This window comes from Streptomyces sp. CB02923, from assembly GCF_001905005.1.
GTDB lineage: Bacteria > Actinomycetota > Actinomycetes > Streptomycetales > Streptomycetaceae > Streptomyces.
Genome location: NZ_LWKZ01000001.1, coordinates 1,188,759 through 1,206,823, shown reverse-complemented (window position 1 = coordinate 1,206,823; position 18,065 = coordinate 1,188,759). Strand labels below are relative to the sequence as shown.

The window sequence follows — 18,065 nt, the reverse complement described above, 5'->3', positions numbered from 1 at the left end:
TCGCCTCGTCCTTCCGTGCCGGGCGGGCCGCGCAGGGCCCGCCCGGCACCCTCCCGATGCCCCGGAAGGGCTCCAGAAGGCCCTCAGAGGGGCCTTGTGGGGCGTCTCGGGCGGGTGTGACCAGGGGACATGGTCGAACGCGACTGCGACCCGGTAGCGTGAGCCGACGCTTCCGTAAGTCAGCAGATCGTAGGAGTCCCGGTGACCCAGAGCGGACAGGGCAACGACCCGCACAATCCTGCGGGCGAGCCCGCGCGAGAGGGCGTTGTGCTGCCCGCTCACGGTGATCCGTGGGTCCCCGGCCAGCAGGCCGCACCGCCCGCGGGCCGGCCCTGGGGGCAGCCCTGGGGCCCGGAGCAGCAGCAGGCACCGGGCGGCCAGCCGGGCCAGGGGCAGCCGGTTCAGGGACAGGGTCAGCCGGTCCAGGGCCAGGGACAGCCGGTCCAAGGCCAGCCGGTTCAGGGGCAGGGGCAGGTGGCCCATGGGCAGCCGGACCCCGGGCAGGCGTTCCAAGGGCAGTCGTACGGCGGGCAGCAGGCGCCCGGCCAGGACGCCTTCGGGCAGCAGATACCCGGGCAGCCTTACGGGCAGCAGCCGCCGCAGAGCCAGCAGCCGCCGCAGAGCCAGCAGCCGCCGCAGTTCCAGCAGCAGGCTCCCGGCCAGCAGCCCTTCGGCCAGCAGGTCCCGGGCCCGCAGCAGCCGTTCGGGCAGGACCAGTCCTACGGTCAGCAGCAGCCGTTCGGGCAGGACCAGCAGCTGTACGGCCAGCAGCCTCCCGTCCAGCAGCAGCTGTACGGGCAGGAGCCCTTCGCCCAGCAGCACCCGCCTGCCCAGCCGATGCCCCCGGTGCCTCCGGCGGCGCCGCCCGTCCAGCAGCAGCCGCAGCAGCCGCAACCCTCGTTCCAGCAACAGCAACAGCCACAGCACCAGCCCCCGGCCGCCCCGCCCCTGCCCCCGCAGGCGCCGCCCGTGCCGAACGCCGTCCAGCCCGGCCAGGCGCCGCCCCAGGACATGGAAGCGACCGCGCTGATCCCGCCGTTCGACCCGCAGTCCGGCGGCCCGACCGGTGCCCCCGGCGGGCAGCAGACCCCGTACGGGCAGCTCGTCCCCGCGACCCCGCAGGCCGGTGCGCCCATGCCGCCCGCCGCCGGGGACCCCGAATCGACGGCGCTGCTGCGCCCGATCAGCGGACAGCCGCGCAAGACGGGCGGAAGCCCCCAGACCGGACAGCCCCAGGCCGGACAGCCTCAGGCCGGACACCCCCAGACCGGACAGCCCGGCCCGATGCCCGGAGCCGCCCCGCTCCCCCCGGAGGCCGGCGGCCCCGCGGGCGTACGTCCCGAATCGCCCGGCGAGTCCACCCGTACGCTGCGCGCGGTCAAGCCGAACGGCCCGCAGCCCGGAGCGGCCCGGCCCGCGCAGCCCGGCGCCGACTCCGAGGCCACCCAGCTCATACCGCCGATAGGCGCCGGTACCCCCGCGCCGCCCGGCGGGCCCTTCGGCGTACCGTCCGGCGCGGCCGGAGACCGTGCGACACCGGCCGAGTTCGACGGACTGTTCCGCTCCGGTCCTGCCGGGGCCGCTCCGGCAGGGGCGCAGGGCGGCGTTCCGGACGCCACCGCCCAGCTGCCCCGCTTCGACGAGCCGGGACAGCAGCCGCAGGGCCCGTACGGCCGGCCGCCCTACGGGCAGCAGTACGACCAGTACGCGCCGGACCACGAGCCGGACGGCGGCGGCCGGCGTCGGCGCTTCGCGCCCGCCGTGATCATCGGCGTGGCCGTGGTGGCTCTGGCGGGCGCCGGACTCGGCGTCGGCTGGGCGCTCAGCGGAGGCGGCGACGACGGTTCCGCCAAGAAGAAGCAGGAGGACTCCGGCGGGGCGCCCGGCGCGGCGAAGGACGGCACGGACGGCAAGAAGTCCGAGCAGAAGCCGCCGCCCGCCGACCCGGTGGCCGTGCAGGCCAAGGACCTCGACGCGCTCCTGAAGGACAGCAACAACAGCCGCTCCGCCGTGATCGGCGCGGTCAAGAGCATCAAGTCGTGCGACAACCTCGACGGCGCGGCCAAGGACCTCCGGGACGCGGCGCAGCAGCGCAACGAGCTGGTGAGCCGTCTGGCCAAGCTCCCCGTCGACAAGCTGCCCGGCAGCGGCGCGCTGACCGCGTCGCTCAACGAGGCGTGGAAGTCCTCCGCCTCGGCCGACAACCACTACGCGGCCTGGGCCGGCCAGGTCAAGGGCAAGAAGGGCTGCCCCAAGGGCAAGGCCCGCGGCGGCAAGGAGCCCGCCCGGGGCAACGCGGACAGCGGCCGGGCCACGAAGGCCAAGCAGGAGGCGGCGAAGCTGTGGAACCCGATCGCGCAGAAGTACGGCCTGACCGAGCGCCGCCCGGAGCAGCTCTGACGGGACGGGCCGCCGGAGCGGCCCGGGAAGTCCGCCGGGTCCCGGCACGGGCCGAGGGCCGCGCGCGTCCGGTCGGCGGGCCCGTCGCCCCGCCGTCCGGTCAGAGCTGCCCGCCGCCGAACACCTCTGCCACGAGCCGGTCCTGCGCCTTCAGGAATGCCCCGGTCAGGGACAGCGCGGCGTCGTCCACGTAGTTCAGCGCGGCGGTCAGGGTCTTGCCGCCGTCGAGTGTGCTGTACATCAACGCCGCGTGGCCGCCTGCGCCGCCGTTGTGGAAGAGGACGGTGTCGCCGCCGGGGCCCGCGTCCTGTACGCGCAAGCCCAGCCCGAAGCCGGTCTCGGGGTGCGGCGTGCGCATCTCGGCCAGCAGCGGGGCGGGCAGGAGCTCGCCCCTGGCGAGTGCGGAGATGAACGTGTGGAGGTCCTGGGTGGTCGAGATCATGTCGCCGCCCGCGGAGATCCAGGAGGGGTTGTGGCGGGTGACGTCGACCGTCTCCTGGCGGCCGGCGTCCTCGTACCGGTAGTAGGCGTGGGCGTGCGGTTCGGGGATCTCCGGTGAGGTGCCCGGCACGACGGTGCCCGACAGGCCGAGCGGCTCCAGGATCCGCTCGTGCGTCTCCTCGGCGCACGAGCGGCCGGTGACCTCCTCGACCAGCAGCCTGGCCAGCACGTAGTTGGTGTTGGAGTAGCTCCAGTCGGCCCCCGGCTCGAACCGCGCCGGGTGGGACAGCGCCAGCCGTACCAGCTCTTCGGGCCGGTAGGCGGTGAACCGGTGGTCCACCCACTCCTTGCCCGAGATGGTGGAGGGGATGCCCGGTACGACCGTCCCGTCCTCGAAGTGCTCGCCGGTGAAGTTGAACACTCCGCTGGTGTGCTGGAGCAGCATCCGCACCGTGATCCGCCGGTCCAGCACGAATCCGGGCAGGTAGTCGTCCACCGGGGTGTCCAGGCCGATCTTTCCTTCGGCCACCAGTTGCAGCACCAGGGTCGCGGTGAAGGTCTTGGTGTTGCTGCCGATCCGGACGTGCCCGTCCGTCGGCGGTTCGCCGGTCCTGCCCACTTCGGCCGCCCCGGCGCTGCCGGCCCAGTGGCCCCGCTCGTCGTGGACGCGCAGCGACACCCCGGTGATACCGGAATCGACGATCTCCTGGATGGCCTTCCGCAGCTCCGGACGGTCCGGACCGGCGGCGGCAGCGGAGTTCTTCGCGGTGTGGAGGGACTCACCCATGGTCGTTCCTTATCCCGTGACAGTAGGTGCCGGGCACAGTCCGGCAGTGCGACGGCGGCCCTGGTGGCCACCGGCCCCTTCGAGGCGGCGATGTGCTGAGCGTGCACCCTGACCCAAGGTCAAGGTCAATCTCCGGCAGAAGGGGAGGAGATGACCGGCTTTGACGACAAGAGGTCCGGCCATGGCGGGCGTTGGCCAGGGCCCGGCCCTCAAGGGGGAACAGCCGCGCGCTAGTCTCGCCCCTGTGATCGCCCGCAGTCCGTACCGGCCCCGAGGCGAGCGCGAAGGCGGCCGGAGGCCCGGCCGCCCACGAAGCGGAGGTGCGCCGAACTGATGGCGGCAGGGCTCACGATCGGTCAGGCCGCGGCGTTCGTCGGCGTCACGGTCAAGACCGTGCGGCACTACCACCGGCTCGGCCTGGTCGCCGAGCCGGAACGGGACGGTTCCGGCTACCGGCGGTACGGGTCGGCCGACCTGCTCCGGCTGATCCAGGTGCGGACCCTGGCCGGGGCCGGTGTGCCGCTGGCCGGGATCGGGGACCTGCTCGACGCCGGTCCCGAGCGGTTCGCCGCCGCCCTGGACGACGTCCGGCACCGGCTCACCGAACAGATCGAGGACCTGACCGCGCGCCGCGACACGCTGCACCGGCTCACCCACGGCGACCGGGCCCTGCTGCCCGACCGGGCCTGCGCGGTCCTGGACCGGCTCGCCGGTCTCGGCTTCCGCCCCGACTACCTGGCCGCCCAGCGGGAGGCCCTGGTGCTGGTCCGGGCTCTGGTCCCGGAGCTCCTCGACAGCTTCCTGACCCGCCTCGAACTCCTCCTCGACGACCCCGAGTACGTCGACCTGACCAAGCGCGGCTGGGAGGCGGGCTCCTGGGACCCGGACGACCCGCGGATCGAGGAGCTGGCGTCCGCCCTGGCGGGCAAGCTGCTGGCCGACCGCGCGATGCTGGCGATGCCGGACGGATTCCGGAACCGCTCCGACGCCGCCTCCCGGTACGGCATGGTCAACCACCACCGGGAGGCCGAGGGGCCGTCCATCGCCCGGCTGAACGCGCTGGTCGAGGCGGAGCTGCGGGCGGCCGGCATCGACGTCCCGCGGCAGTGAAGGGCCGCGCCGCGGCTGCGGCGCGGCTTCTCACAGCTTGCCCGACCTCCGTTCCAGGAACAGCAGCCAGGCCAGGTACACGCCGCCGCCCACCCCCGTGATCACGCCGACCGGCAGGATGCCCGTACCGGAGACGCGCTGGGCCGCCCAGTCGGCGAGGGTGACCAGGACGGCGCCCATCCAGGCCGCGGGCAGGACGTTGGGGCCGGGGGAGCGGGTGAGGCGGCGGGCCAGCTGGGGCGCGGCGAGCGCGACGAACGGGATGGGCCCGGCGGCGGCGACGGACAGCGCCGTCAGGCCGGTGCCGGTGGCGAGCAGGGCCAGACGGCTGCGTTCGGGGGCGACGCCGAGGGCCGCCGCCGTGTCGTCGCCCATCTCCAGCAGGGAGAGCCGCCGGGCCAGGACCAGGACGGCGGGCGCCAGGGCGACGACGCCGAGCGCGGCCACGCCCACGTCGGACCAGCCGCGGCCGTTGAGGCTGCCGATCATCCAGGTGGCAGCCTCGGCGGCCTTGCCGATGTCGGCCCGTACGTACAGGTAGCTGGTGAGCGAGCCGAGGACCGCCGAGCCGCCGATGCCGACGAGCACCAGGCGGTAGCCGTGCACGCCGCGCCGCCAGGCCAGCAGGTAGACGGCGGCGGCGGTGGTCAGGCCGCCGAGCACCGCGCCGAGGGCGATCTGCGCGGTCCCGGCCTCCAGGACGATGACGGAGACGAGAGCGCCGGCCGACGCCCCGCTGCCGAAGCCGATGACGTCGGGGCTGCCGAGCGGGTTGCGGGCCAGCGACTGGAAGACCGCGCCGCTCATGCCCATCGCGAACCCGGCCAGCAGCCCGTCCAGCACCCGGGGCAGCCGCAGGTCGACCACGACGAAGTCCGCGCCGGGCGGGCCGTCCCCGAAGAGGGTCGCGACGACCTCGCCGGGGCTGAGGCGGTAGCTGCCCATGCCCAGGGACAGGACGGCGACCGTGATGCCGGTCAGCGCCAGTGCCGCGCAGACCAGCAGGGCACGGCGGCCCAGCCGGAGGGAGAGCCCGCCGCGGGTGCGCAGGACGGCGGGGCGCGGCGCCGCACGGCGTGCGGCGGGGGTGCGTACGGCGCTCACAGCTGGGCCACCTTCCGGCGGCGGACGAGGTGGATGAAGAGCAGGCCGCCGAAGAACGCGGTGACCACCCCGACCTCGATCTCGGTCGGCGGGACCAGTACCCGGCCGATGATGTCCGATCCCAGGAGCAGGACCGGCGCGAAGACGGCGCAGTACGGGAACAGCCACCGGTTGTCGGGCCCGCAGAAGGCCCGTACCGCGTGCGGGATCATCAGGCCGATGAAGCCGATCGGCCCGCACACCGCGGTCGCGGCGCCGGACAGCAGGGTGATGGCGACGATGGACAGCACCCGGGTCCGGCCCAGCCGGGCGCCGAGGGAGCGGGCGGTGTCCTCGCCCAGGGCGACCGCGTTCAGCGGGCGGGCCACCGCCAGCGCGAGGACGGCGCCCGCCAGCAGGAACGGCAGCGCGGTCAGCAGCAGGTCGCCGTTCCGGCCGGCGAGGGTGCCGATCGACCAGTGCCGCATGGTCTCCAGCGCTCCCAGGTCCGTCAGTTGCAGTCCGTTGACGTAGCCGAAGAGGGCGGCGTTGATGGCGGTGCCGGCCAGGGCCAGGCGTACCGGGGTGGCCGCCCGGCTGCCGCCGAGCGCGTTGACCAGGACGGCCGCCACACCGGCGCCGGCCAGCGCGAACCACAGGTAGCCGGTGAAGGAGGTGACGCCCAGCACGCTGATCGCGGTGACCACGGCGGCCGAGGCGCCCGCGTTGACGCCGAGGAGCCCGGGGTCGGCCAGCGGGTTGCGGGTGAGGGACTGCATCACGGCGCCGGCCAGGCCGAGGGCGGCGCCCGCCGCGACGCCCAGCGCGGTACGCGGCAGGCGCAGTTCCCGCACGATCCGGTCGTCGGCGGTGCCGGTCGACCCGAACAGGCCGTGCCACACCTGGTCGAGGGGGATGGCCTTGGCGCCCACGGCGATGCTGACCAGCACCACGACGGCCAGCAGTGCCAGGCCCAGCAGCAGCCCGCCCGCCCGCATCACCCGGCGCCCGGCGGGCGGCGCGGGCGGGGTCGCCGGGTCTGCGGGGGCGGGTGGTGCGGGTGGGCCGGTGCGCGCCGCGGTCGCGGTCGTCGTCACGCGGCGCTGCCTTCCCGGTCGGCGGCCCGGTCGGCGGCCCGGTCCGCGGTCAGGCCGGCGGCCCGGTGGCGTACGCACTCCTCGTACGAGGGCAGCAGGCCCAGCCGCTCGGCCTCCTCCAGGGTGGGCGCGTCGGCGTCCTTGCCGGACAGCAGCGGGGTGATACCGGCCGGCCAGGCGATGCCCAGGGCCGGGTCAAGCGGGTGGACGCCGTGTTCGCGGCGCGGCTGGTAGCCGGTGGAGCACAGGTAGACCACGGTGGCGTCGTCGGTCAGGGCCATGAAGGCGTGGCCGAGCCCTTCGGAGAGGTACACCGCGCTCAGCCCGTCCTCGTCCAGCGGGACGGCTTCCCACGCGCGGTAGGTGGGGGAGCCGGTCCGCAGGTCCACCACCACGTCGAGTACGGCGCCGCGCACGCAGGTGACGTACTTGGCCTGGCCGGGCGGCACCTCGCTGAAGTGCACGCCGCGCAGCACGCCGCGGCGGGAGACGGAGCAGTTGGCCTGGGCCAGCACGGGGGCGCGTCCGGTGGCGCCGGTGAACTCCGGCTGGGTGAACCACTCGTGGAAGGAGCCCCGGTCGTCCCGGTGGACGAGCGGTTCGCGGACCCAGGCTCCTTCGATGCTCAGCGGGCGCATGAGGCGGCTCCTTCCAGTGTCGCGGTCACCGCGGCGTATTCGGCGGCGAGGGCGTCGCGCCAGTGCCGGGGCGCGGGCAGCCCGGCGGCGGCCCAGCGGTCGTGGCCCAGCACGCTCCAGGCGGGGCGGCGGGCGGGGCGGTCCAGGGTGGTGCTGTCGGTGGGCCGGACGAGGTCCGGGTCGGCGCCCGCCAGCCGGTAGACCTCGCGGGCCAGGCCGTACCAGGTGGTCAGCCCGCCGGTGGTGGCGTGGAAGACGCCGGGCCGGGCGGGCCCGCGGCCCAGGGCGAGCAGCCGTCCGGCGACGTCGCGGGCCGGGGTGGGCTGGCCCGACTGGTCGTCGACGACGTTCACGGTGGCGCCGCGTGCGGCGCGTCCGGCCATGGTCCGGACGAAGTTGCGGCCGTGGGCGCCGTACAGCCAGGCGGTGCGTACGACGGTGCCGGTGTGCGGCAGTTCGGCGAGGACGGCCTGTTCGCCGGCGAGTTTGCTGCGGCCGTAGGCGGTGTGCGGGCCGGTCGGCGCGCCTTCCGTGTACGGGGTGGTGGCGTCGCCCGCGAAGACGTAGTCGGTGGACAGGTGGAGCAGCCGGGCGCCGCTGCGGGCGCAGGCGCGGGCCAGTCCGTGTACCGCGTCGGCGTTGATGCGCCGGGCCTGCTCCTCGTGGCTCTCGGCACCGTCGACGTCCGTGTAGGCGGCGCAGTTGACGACGACGGCCGGGCGGACGCGCAGCAGGGCGGCCTCCACGGCGCGGGTGTCGGTGAGGTCGAGGGACGCGCGGTCCAGGGGGAGGGCGCATTCGCCCTCGGCGGCCAGCAGGCGGCCCACCTCGCGGCCGAGCATGCCGCTCGCGCCGGTGATCAGCCAGCGGTTCACCGGGCGGCACCGCCCAGCGCGGGTGCCTGCGCGTCGGCGGCCGGGGGCGCCCACCGGTCGGGGTGGTCGCGGTACCAGGCGACGGTTTCGGCGAGCCCGTCGTCGAAGGAGTGCCGCGGTACGTAGCCGAGTTCGTCGCGGATCTTGGTCCAGTCCACGGAGTAGCGCCGGTCGTGGCCCTTGCGGTCGGTGACGTGGTCGACGCGGTCCCAGTCGGCGTCGCAGGCGGCGAGGAGGCGTTCGGTGAGTTCCTTGTTGCTGAGTTCGGTGCCGCCGCCGATGTTGTAGACCTCGCCGGGGCGGCCGCCCTCCAGGACCAGGCGCAGGGCCCGGCAGTGGTCGTCGACGTGCAGCCAGTCGCGGACGTTGAGCCCGTCGCCGTACAGCGGGACGCGCCCGCCCGCCAGCAGCCGGCCGACGAACAGCGGGATGACCTTCTCGGGGTGCTGGTAGGGCCCGTAGTTGTTGGAGCAGCGGGTCACCGACACGTCCAGGCCGTGGGTGCGGTGGTGGGCCAGTGCCAGGAGGTCGGAGCCGGCCTTGGAGGCGGAGTACGGGGAGTTGGGGGCCAGCGGCTCGCCCTCGGTCCAGGAGCCGTCCGGGATCGAGCCGTACACCTCGTCGGTGGAGACGTGCACGAAGCGGGCGACGCGGTGGCGCACCGCGGACTCCAGGAGGACCTGGGTGCCCAGGACGTTGGTGGACGCGAAGTCGGTGCCGCCCGCGATGGAACGGTCCACGTGCGACTCGGCGGCGAAGTGCACCACCGCGTCGTGATCGGCCAGCAGGTCGTCCACCAGCGGCTGGTCACGGATGTCGCCGTGCACGAAGGTGAACCGCGGATCGCTCTGCACGGACTGGAGGTTGGCGCGGTCCCCCGCGTAGGTCAGCGCGTCCAGAACGGTGACGACGTGCGGTCCGCCGCCGGGGCCTTCCGGGGCGAGCAGGGTGCGGACGAAGTGGGAGCCGATGAAGCCGGCACCGCCGGTGACGAGGATTCTCAAGGCGTCAGTCCAAGAAGGGGAAAAGGGGGACGGGGAGGCGCGCGGGCCGGGCCTCAGGGCGCTATCTGCACCTGGCTGTGGTCGCCGAGCACCAGGCGGTGGGCGCGGGGCGCGCGGGCGGCGCCGCTCATGCGGACCATGCGGCCGATGAGCGAGCCCTCGATCCGGCCGGCGTTCTCGATGCGGGAGTCGTCCAGGACGATGGAGAACTCCACCTCACTGCCGCTGATCAGGCAGCCGTCGGCGACGGAGGTGGACGGGCCGATGTAGGAGTCGCGGACGACGCTGCCCGCGCCGATGACCGCGGGGCCCACGATCCGGGACCGTACGACGCTGGCCCCGGCCTCGATGCGGACCCGGCCGATCAGCTCGCTGTCGCCGTCCACGTCGCCGAGGACGGCGGGCGGCAGGGCCTCCAGCACGGTGCGGTTCACCTCCAGCATGTCGGTGGCGTTGCCGGTGTCCTTCCAGTAGCCGGAGATGACCGTGGACTGCACGGTGCGGCCCGCGTCGACCAGCCACTGGAGGGCGTCGGTGATCTCCAGTTCGCCGCGCGCCGAGGGCTCGATGGCCCGTACGGCGTCGTGCACGCCGGGCGTGAAGAGGTAGACGCCGACCAGGGCCAGATCGCTGCGCGGGGCGCTCGGCTTCTCCTCCAGGCGCACGACGCGGCCCTCGGAACTGAGTTCGGCGACGCCGAAGGCGCTGGGGTCGGGGACCTTGGTCAGCAGGATGCGGGCGTCGGGGCGGGACTGCCGGAACTCGTCGACGAGTTCGGTGATCCCGCCGACCACGAAGTTGTCGCCCAGGTACATCACGAAGTCGTCGTCGCCGAGCCAGTCGCGGGCGATGAGGACGGCGTGCGCCAGGCCGAGGGGGCTCTCCTGGGGCAGGTAGGTGACGCGGGCCCCGAAGCGGGAGCCGTCGCCCACGGCCGCGCGGATCTCCGCCGCGGTGTCCCCGACGATGATGCCGATGTCGGTGACGCCCGCGGCGACCAGGGACTCGATGCCGTAGAAGAGCACCGGCTTGTTGGCGACGGGGACGAGCTGCTTGGCGGCGGTGTGGGTGATGGGCCGCAGTCTGCTGCCGGTGCCTCCGGAGAGGACAAGTGCCTTCATGAGCGGGTCATCCTTGGGTGAGGGGGGCGGGTTCGGCGGCGGCGGAGTGGTGGTGCCACAGCCGGGCGTACGCGCCGTCGGCGTCGAGGAGCTGCTGGTGGGAGCCCTCTTCGACGATCCGTCCGGCGTCCAGGACGACGATCCGGTCGGCCCGTGCGGCGGTGGCCAGACGGTGGGCGACCAGGACGGTGGTGCGGCCGGAGGCCAGGCGGTCCCCGGCGTCGAGCACGGTGCGTTCGGTGGCCGGGTCGAGGGCGGCGGTCGCCTCGTCCAGCAGCAGCAGTCCGGGGTCGACGAGGTGGGCGCGGGCCAGCGCGACGAGCTGGCGCTGACCGGCGGACAGGCGCTGCCCGCGCTCGCCGACGGGCTGGCGGAAGCCGTACGGCTGGGCGGCCACCGCGGGCAACGCGCCCACGGCGCGCACGGCTGCTTCGACCTCCTGGTCGGTGGCCTCGGGCCGCCCGTAGCGGACGTTGTCGGCGATGTCGCCGGTGAACAGGTGGGCTTCCTGGGGGACGACGCCCAGCAGCCGCCGGTAGGCCGGCGGGTCGTAGGTGCGGACGTCCACGCCGTCCGCCAGGACCTGCCCTTCGGTGGCGTCGTGGAAGCGGGCGAGCAGCTTGACGACGGTGGACTTGCCGGCGCCGGTCGCGCCGACGAGCGCGACCGTCTCGCCGGGCTCGATGCGCAGGCTGACCGCGTCCAGCGACGGCTGCCCGGCGCCCGGGTAGCGCAGGGTGACCTCGCGGAGCTCGATCGGTCCGCGCAGCCGTTCCGGTACGGGTACGGGGTCGGCGGCGGGCCGTACGGAGGGCACGACGCGCAGCAGCTCCAGGGTGCGGCGCAGGCCGACGGACGCCTGCTGGTAGCTGTCGAAGGCGAGCGAGAGCTGCTGGATGGGCGAGAAGAACATGCCGAGGAAGAGCGTGAAGGCGACCAGGACACCGGGGCTGAGACCGCCGTCCGCGACCCGGTACGCGCCGAACAGCAGGACGGTGGCCTTGGCGAGTTCGGCGGTGAGGTTGACGCACGGGAAGTACACGGCGGCGTAGCGCTGGGCGCGCAGCCGGGCGGCGCGGTAGCTCTCGGAGAGCTTGCCGAACGCCTCGGCGGTCTTGCCCTCGCGGCTCTGGGACTGGGCGACGCGCAGCCCCGAGACGTTCTCCTGGAGGCTGGAGTTGACCTCGCCGACGCGCTTGCGGGCATCGGTGTACGCCGCGGAGGACAGCCGCCAGAAGACGGCGGTGGCGACGGCGATCAGCGGGACGAGGGCGAGCGCCGTCAGGGCCAGCGGCAGGTCGACGGCGAGCATCGCCACCACGGCGCCGCACAGGGTGGCCAGGGCGGCGACGGAGGTCAGCAGGTGGGTCTGGAGGAAGGCGGAGAGCGCGTCGATGTCGTTGACCATGGAGGTCATGATCTGGCCGCCGCGTTCGCGCTCGTAGAAGTCCAGGCCCAGCCGCTGGAGGTGGGCGAAGGTCTTCACCCGCAGCCCGTACAGCACCCGTTCGCCGGCCCGCCGGGTGATGCGCGCCTGGAGGGTGAGCACGCCCCAGCCGGCCGCGACGACGAGCAGCGCGATCAGGACGGTGACGGCGAGCGCGCCGCCGTCACCGGCGCCGACTCCGGCGTCCAGGCCGTGCCGGACCAGGAGGGGCAGCGCGAGGGAGGCGAGGGAGTCGGCGACGACGAGGAGCAGGCCGAGCAGCAGGGCGGCGCGGACGGGCGCCAGCAGCCGCCGGAAGCGCGCGTCGGGGTCGGGGGCGCGCAGCCGGGCCTCGTCCAGGCGCGGGTCCTCGGCGGTCTCCTGCGCCGTGTCCGGGGCCGTGTCGGCGGGGGGTTCGGGCCAGAGATCCGGGGTGACGCCCCGGTCCGTGGTGTGCGGGTCGGTGGTGACGCGGACATCGAGGGAGTCGCCGGGCCCGGCCAGGAGTTCGCGGAACAGGGCGCAGCGCTCGGCCAGTTCCTCCTGGGTGCCGGTGTCCACCACGCGGCCCTCGTCCAGGACGGCGATGCGGTCGGCGAGCTGGAGGGTGGAGCGGCGGTGCGCGATCAGCAGGGTCGTGCGGTCGCCGGTGACGGCGCGCAGGGTGTGGTGGATGGCGGCCTCGGTGGCGGCGTCCACGGCGGAGGTCGCGTCGTCCAGGACCAGGACGCGCGGGTCGGCCAGCAGGGCGCGGGCCAGCACCACGCGCTGCCGCTGGCCGCCGGAGAGCGTCAGGCCGCGCTCGCCGACCTCGGTGGCGTAGCCGTCGGGCAGCGCGGCGATGAAACCGTGCGCCTCGGCGGCCTCGGCGGCGGCCCTGACCTGCTCGTCGGTGGCGTCCGGGCGTCCGTAGGCGATGTTGTCGCGGACGGAGCAGGAGAACAGGAACGGCTCTTCGAAGACGACGCCGATGGTGGAGCGCAGGTCGGCGAGCGACAGTTCGCGGACGTCGGTGGCCGCGCCGGGCGGGCCGACGCGTACGGAGCCGTCCTGCGGGTCGTAGAAGCGGGGGAGCAGCAGGGAGACGGTGGACTTGCCGGAGCCGGACGGGCCGACCAGGGCGAGCGTCTCGCCGGGCCGTACGGTCAGGGACGCGCCGTCGAGCACCGGGTCGCTGGGTGCGTACCCGAAACGCACGTCGTGCAGTTCCAGGCCGATCGGACCGGCGGGCAGGGCGACCGGGTCGGCGGGGTCGGTGATGTCGGGCCGGGCGTCGATGAGTTCGTTGACGCGTTCGGCGGCGGCGCGTGCCTGCTGGGCGGTGACCAGGAAACTCGCGAACAGCCGGGCGGGGCCGGCCAGCAGCGCCATGTAGGCGGCGAAGGCGAGGAAGGTGCCCAGCCCGATGGTGCCGCGCAGCGCCAGCCAGCCGCCGAGGGCGAGCACGCCGACCTGGCCGAGGGCGGGCAGTGCCGAGAGGGTGGCGGTGGCACCGGCCTGGATGCGCGCCACGCGCATCCGCCGCCCGAACAGGCCGCGGGCGGCGCGCGCCAGCCGGTCGGTCTCGCGGTCCTCCTGGCCGAAGCCCTTGACCACCCGTACGCCGGTGACGGCCTCCTCGACCTGCTCGGCGACCTGCGCGGCGCCGGCCTGCGCCGCGCGGGTGGCGGGCACGAGCCGGGCCCGGCTGCGGGCGGCGGCCCAGGCGGTGAGGGGCACCACGGTCAGCGCGACCAGGGCGAGCGGGGCGCACAGCCACAGCATCGCGCCGACGGCGACGAGGAAGAGGGCCGAGGTGCCGAGCGGGATGGGCAGCATCCCGAGCATGATCTGGACCTGTGTCAGGTCGCTGTTGGCGCGGGAGACGACCTGGCCGGTGCGCAGCGCGTCCTGTTTGACGCCGTCCAGGCGCTGGAGGGAGTCGAACACCTGGGTACGCAGCCGGTGCTGGACACCGAGGGCGAGTTTTCCGGCGGCGTACCGGCGGGTGAACTCGGCGCCGAACTGGACCAGCGCCAGACCGGCCATCGCGGCGGCGAGCCAGCCGATGCGGCCGGTGTGGCCGGCCACGGCGTCGTCGACGCCGAGCCGGGCCAGGAGCGGGCCGACCGCCTCAAGTCCCGTGCCGAACACGGAACTCACGGCGACCGCGAAGAGGAGTCGGGGGTGGTGCCGGCACGCGGCACCGAGCCTGCGTATCCAGCCGGGGGACGTTGTTGAGCTGCTGAGCACGTGGTTAGCTTAGGCTTGCCTAAGTGCCGGGTGGTCATCCGGGGTGTGTGACCTGGCGCACATCACGTGCGACCCGCCCGTCTCCGCCGTCCCGCCGCACCACCCGTGACCCGAAACCGTCTTGACGGACCGTCGGGAAAGAAAGCAGGTTGTCGATGCGTGTCCTGTTCGCCGGGCCCCCCTTCTTCGGGCTGCTCTACCCGATGGTGCCGCTGGCCCAGGCGTTCCGCGCCGCGGGCCACGATGTCCTCGTCGCCACCTGCGGACGAGCCGTCGGCCACACCGTCGCGGCCGGGCTCCCGGCCGTCGACTGCGCGCCCGGCATCGACCCCGACGCCCTGTACGCCGCCATGGAGAAGAGCCGCCAGGGCAAGCCCCCGGCCCCGGGCGAGAAGCGCACCGCCCCCAAGGGCAAGGGATTCTCCTTCTTCAGCGACGAGATGGCGGACACCATGGCCGACGTCGCCCGCGACTGGCGGCCCGACCTCGTCGTGCACACCCCCAACGGCGTCGTCGGCCAGCTCGTCGCCGCCGCGCTCGGCATCCCCTCGGTCGTGCACGCGGTCGGATTCGGCCACACCGGCCGGCACGTCGCGATGATGAACGACGCCCTGGCCGACGGGTACGCCCGCCACGGCCTCGACGGACCGGCACCGGTCGCCTCCTGGCTCGACGTCACCCCGCCCGGCATGAGCGTCACCGCCGAGCCGCACCGCCGCTACCTGCGCTACGTCCCGTACAACGGCGGCGGCACACTGCCCCGCTGGCTCTTCGAAGAGCGCAAGCGCCCCCGGATCGCCGTCACCCTCGGCACCGTCCGCCCGGTCGTGGACGGCGTCTCGCCCATCGAGTGGGTCATCGACGCCGCCCGTCAGACCGACGCCGAATTCGTCCTCGCGCTCGGCGGCGCCGACCTGTCGGCGCTCGGCCCGCTCCCCGAGAACGTCCGCCCCGTGGAGTGGACGCCCCTGGGCGCGCTGCTCGCCGGCAGCGACGCCACCATCCACCACGGCGGCGCCGGAACCACTTTGACCGCCCTGGACTCCGGCCTGCCGCAACTCGTCCTCGGCGAGGGCGCCGACCGCCCGGCCAACGCGGCGGCGGTCCGGGCACGCGGCTGCGGCCTGGTGCCGCAGGACCCGGCCGCCCTCGCGGGACCCGGCCGCCCCGGGCGCGAGCTGGTCCGGCGGCTCCTGGAGGACGAGACGCTGGCCACCGCCGCCCGCGAGACGGCCGAGGAGATGGCCGCGATGCCCAGCCCCGCCGACGCCGTACCCCGGCTGGTCGAACTGGCCCTCTCCCACGGAGCGAACAGATGAACCACGCGGACGACAGCACACCGGCCGGTGCCCGGACGGCCCCCGGCCGGAAGGTCCCCGACCTTGAGGGCCCCTCCTTCAAGGCCCCCTCCTTTAAGGACCCCGCTCTGAAGGACCCCGCCCTGAAAGCCCCCGTGAAACCGCCCGGCCTCCCCCGGCCCCACCCGGCCGAAACGGCGGACAGCCCACGGCTGACGCGCCTGGCCGCCGAGCTCGCCGCGGCCGGGCCCGCGGACGCGCGCGCCGGACTGCTGGCCCGGTTCTGGGCCGAGGCGGCGGAAACCGGCACCCCGCTGGTCGAACCGCTCGACGGCGACCCGGACCACCGCGGGGTCACCTTCCTCTGGCGCGGCGACCCCGCGACCCGCCAGGTCCTGCTGATGGTCAACCGGCTGATGGACCGCGCCGACCTCGCCTCCAGCCTGATGCGCCGACTGCCCGGCACGGACGTGTGGCACCTGACCTACCGGCTGCGCGTCGACCACCGCGGCTCGTACCGCATCGCCCCCGACACCGGGGACCACCCTGCGGGCGACCTCGGCGCGCTGTCCGCCACCGGCGTCGGCGACCCCCTCAACCCCCGTACCGTCGCCACCCGCTGGCACGGCCCGCCCAGCTCCGTCTTCGAACTCCCGGACGCCCCGGCGCGCCCCTGGACCCACCCCGCGCACTCCGGAGCCCCGCGCGGCACGGTACGGCGCGACCAGGTCGTCAGCGCCGCCCTCGGCTCGCAACGCGAGGTCTGGGTGTACGAGCCACCGGCCGGCCCCGCCACGGACCGCGCCCGGCCGCACACCGACACCCTCGTCCTGCTCGACGGCGACATGTGGTTCGGCCAGCTGCACCTGGAGGACGTACTCGACGGCCTCATCGCCGACGGCGCTATCCCGCCGCTGACGGTGCTCGCCCCGCACGCCGTCGACAACGCCACGCGCGCCCGGGAGATGGGCGGCCACCCGGAGTACGCCGCCTTCCTCGCCGGGGAACTGCTGCCCTGGGCTGCCGCACACCTGCCGGTCGCAACGGACCCGGCCCGCACCGTCGTCGCCGGGCAGAGCCTGGGCGGACTCGCCGCCCTGTACGCCGGGTACGCCGCGCCGGACCGGTTCGGCAACGTCCTGGCCCAGTCCCCCTCCATGTGGTGGCAGCCCCCGGGCGAGCCGTCCGCGGAGACGGCGTGGATCACCCGGCGGTACGCCGAAGGGGCACCGCGCGGCCTGCGGCTGCACCTGGACGTCGGCCTGCACGAGTGGGGCATGCTCGAACAGACCCGGGACCTGCGCCAGGTGCTCCGCGACGGCGGCCACCCCGTCACCGGCACCGACTTCAACGGCGGACACGACTACGTCTGCTGGACCGTCGCCCTCGCCCAGGGACTGATCACCCTCCTCGGCCCGGGAACACCACCGGCTTCCTGAAGCACCGGCACCGCCCCGGCCGCCGGCACCACCCCGGCCACCGGCACCCGCCGCCCCACCTCTTCCGCACACACAAGGAGCACCTCCGATGCGTTTCCGCCGACCCGCCGCCCTGCTCACCGTCGCCCTGGCAGGCGCCCTGACCCTCACCGGCTGCGGGGACGGCGACTCCGGCGGCAAGGACGGCGCCGACGGCAAGAAGGGCGGCTCCGGCACCCGTACCGTCACCGACGCCAACGGCAAGAAGGTGGAGGTGCCCGCCGCCCCCAAGAAGGTGGTCACGCTCAGCGAGCCGACCCTCGACGCCGCGCTCGCCCTGGGCACCGACCCGATCGGCGCCACCAGCGGCCGCGGCCAGTCCGGCATGGCCGGCTACCTCGCCCCGAAGGCCAAGTCCGCCGAGATCGTCGCCAATGTCGCCGAACCCGACCTGGACAAGCTCGCCGCCCTGCGGCCGGACCTGATCCTGCTCGACGAGACGGTCGGTGCCAAGCGCGTACAGGACAAGCTCAGCCGGATCGCCCCCACCGTCCTCACCGCCAAACTGAACGCCCCCTGGCGGGACGCCTTCACCGCGACCGCCGACGCGCTCGGCAAGAAGGCCGACGGCCAGAAGTGGCTCGCCTCCTTCGACACCCGCCTCAAGACGGTGAAGGGCGAGCTCGGGGCCAACGCCGGGGCCGTCACCAGCGTCATCCGCTGGCAGAACGGCGCCCCCTCGGTCGTCGGCAAGGGCAAGGGCCACGTCGGCGACACCCTCGCCGCGCTCGGCCTCGCGCGCCCGCAGGGGCAGCAGGGCGAGAGCACCGGCCACAGCGAGCCGGTGAGCCTGGAGCGCCTGGACACCATCGACGGCGACTGGCTCTTCCTCGGCGCGCTCGGCGACCGGGCCGCGGGGGAGAAGGGCCTCAAGGAGGCCACCGCCGTACCGAACTTCGGCAAGCTCAAGGCGGTCGAGAAGCACCACGTCGTGGTGATCGACGGCTCGGCGTGGAACAGCTCGGGCGGTCCGCTCGCCGCGCAGGACGTCCTCACGGACGTCGAGAAGGCGCTCGCGAAGAAGAGCTGAGCGAGGGGCGGCGCCGGGCGGACGGCACGGACGGCACAGGCGGCA

General features: G+C 74.6%; 13 protein-coding genes. 5 read left to right on the top strand and 8 right to left on the bottom strand.

Annotation, left to right across the window (positions count from 1 at the left end; all coding sequences use genetic code 11):
• Window positions 1-201 precede the first annotated feature (201 nt).
• A complete protein-coding gene (locus A6A06_RS05150) occupies window positions 202-2,400 on the top strand; it encodes a hypothetical protein (RefSeq protein ID WP_199930677.1) in 2,199 nt (732 codons plus the stop codon).
• A 100-nt stretch (window positions 2,401-2,500) separates the two neighbouring features.
• Here A6A06_RS05150 and A6A06_RS05145 read toward each other — a convergent pair whose 3' ends face one another.
• On the bottom strand, window positions 2,501-3,628 hold the full coding sequence (locus tag A6A06_RS05145; protein ID WP_073759231.1) for a serine hydrolase domain-containing protein: 1,128 nt from the start codon (window positions 3,626-3,628) through the stop codon (window positions 2,501-2,503).
• Window positions 3,629-3,961: 333 nt separating this feature from the next.
• On the opposite strand from A6A06_RS05145, the gene A6A06_RS05140 reads away from it, so the two are divergent.
• On the top strand, window positions 3,962-4,738 hold the full coding sequence (locus tag A6A06_RS05140) for a MerR family transcriptional regulator (protein WP_073759230.1): 777 nt from the start codon (window positions 3,962-3,964) through the stop codon (window positions 4,736-4,738).
• A 30-nt stretch (window positions 4,739-4,768) separates the two neighbouring features.
• On the opposite strand, the gene A6A06_RS05135 is transcribed toward A6A06_RS05140, so the two are convergent.
• From A6A06_RS05135 to A6A06_RS05105, 7 genes are all read right to left on the bottom strand, one after another.
• Window positions 4,769-5,842, bottom strand: coding sequence for a FecCD family ABC transporter permease (locus A6A06_RS05135; RefSeq protein ID WP_073759228.1), 1,074 nt, complete (start codon window positions 5,840-5,842; stop codon window positions 4,769-4,771).
• On the bottom strand, window positions 5,839-6,819 hold the full coding sequence (locus A6A06_RS05130; RefSeq protein ID WP_079193835.1) for a FecCD family ABC transporter permease: 981 nt from the start codon (window positions 6,817-6,819) through the stop codon (window positions 5,839-5,841). Before A6A06_RS05130 ends, A6A06_RS05135 begins: the two co-directional genes overlap by 4 nt.
• A gap of 95 nt (window positions 6,820-6,914) precedes the next feature.
• Window positions 6,915-7,556, bottom strand: a complete 642-nt coding sequence (locus A6A06_RS05125; protein ID WP_073759224.1) for a dTDP-4-dehydrorhamnose 3,5-epimerase family protein — start codon at window positions 7,554-7,556, stop codon at window positions 6,915-6,917.
• Window positions 7,544-8,431 (bottom strand): dTDP-4-dehydrorhamnose reductase, encoded by an 888-nt coding sequence (rfbD, locus tag A6A06_RS05120; RefSeq protein WP_073759222.1) that lies wholly within the window; start codon window positions 8,429-8,431, stop codon window positions 7,544-7,546. The genes A6A06_RS05125 and rfbD overlap by 13 nt, the downstream gene beginning before the upstream one ends.
• Complete coding sequence (gene rfbB, locus A6A06_RS05115; protein WP_073759220.1) at window positions 8,428-9,435, bottom strand: dTDP-glucose 4,6-dehydratase; 1,008 nt, start codon at window positions 9,433-9,435, stop codon at window positions 8,428-8,430. The genes rfbD and rfbB overlap by 4 nt, the downstream gene beginning before the upstream one ends.
• A gap of 53 nt (window positions 9,436-9,488) precedes the next feature.
• Window positions 9,489-10,556 carry a glucose-1-phosphate thymidylyltransferase gene (locus A6A06_RS05110; protein WP_073759218.1) on the bottom strand — a complete coding sequence of 356 codons (1,068 nt, stop codon included), beginning with the start codon at window positions 10,554-10,556 and terminating at the stop codon, window positions 9,489-9,491.
• A 7-nt stretch (window positions 10,557-10,563) separates the two neighbouring features.
• Window positions 10,564-14,214 carry an ABC transporter ATP-binding protein gene (locus tag A6A06_RS05105; protein WP_073759216.1) on the bottom strand — a complete coding sequence of 1,217 codons (3,651 nt, stop codon included), beginning with the start codon at window positions 14,212-14,214 and terminating at the stop codon, window positions 10,564-10,566.
• Between the two features lie 155 nt (window positions 14,215-14,369).
• Between A6A06_RS05105 and A6A06_RS05100 the strand changes: the two genes are divergently transcribed.
• The 3 genes from A6A06_RS05100 (at window position 14,370) to A6A06_RS05090 (ending at window position 18,020) form a co-directional block, all read left to right on the top strand.
• Window positions 14,370-15,533, top strand: coding sequence for a nucleotide disphospho-sugar-binding domain-containing protein (locus tag A6A06_RS05100; RefSeq protein WP_073759214.1), 1,164 nt, complete (start codon window positions 14,370-14,372; stop codon window positions 15,531-15,533).
• The gene (gene fes / locus A6A06_RS05095; RefSeq protein ID WP_079193780.1) at window positions 15,530-16,951 is read left to right on the top strand and encodes an enterochelin esterase; all 1,422 of its coding nucleotides are present in this window, start codon (window positions 15,530-15,532) and stop codon (window positions 16,949-16,951) included. Before A6A06_RS05100 ends, fes begins: the two co-directional genes overlap by 4 nt.
• An 88-nt stretch (window positions 16,952-17,039) precedes the next feature.
• On the top strand, window positions 17,040-18,020 hold the full coding sequence (locus A6A06_RS05090; protein WP_073759212.1) for an ABC transporter substrate-binding protein: 981 nt from the start codon (window positions 17,040-17,042) through the stop codon (window positions 18,018-18,020).
• Window positions 18,021-18,065 lie beyond the last annotated feature (45 nt).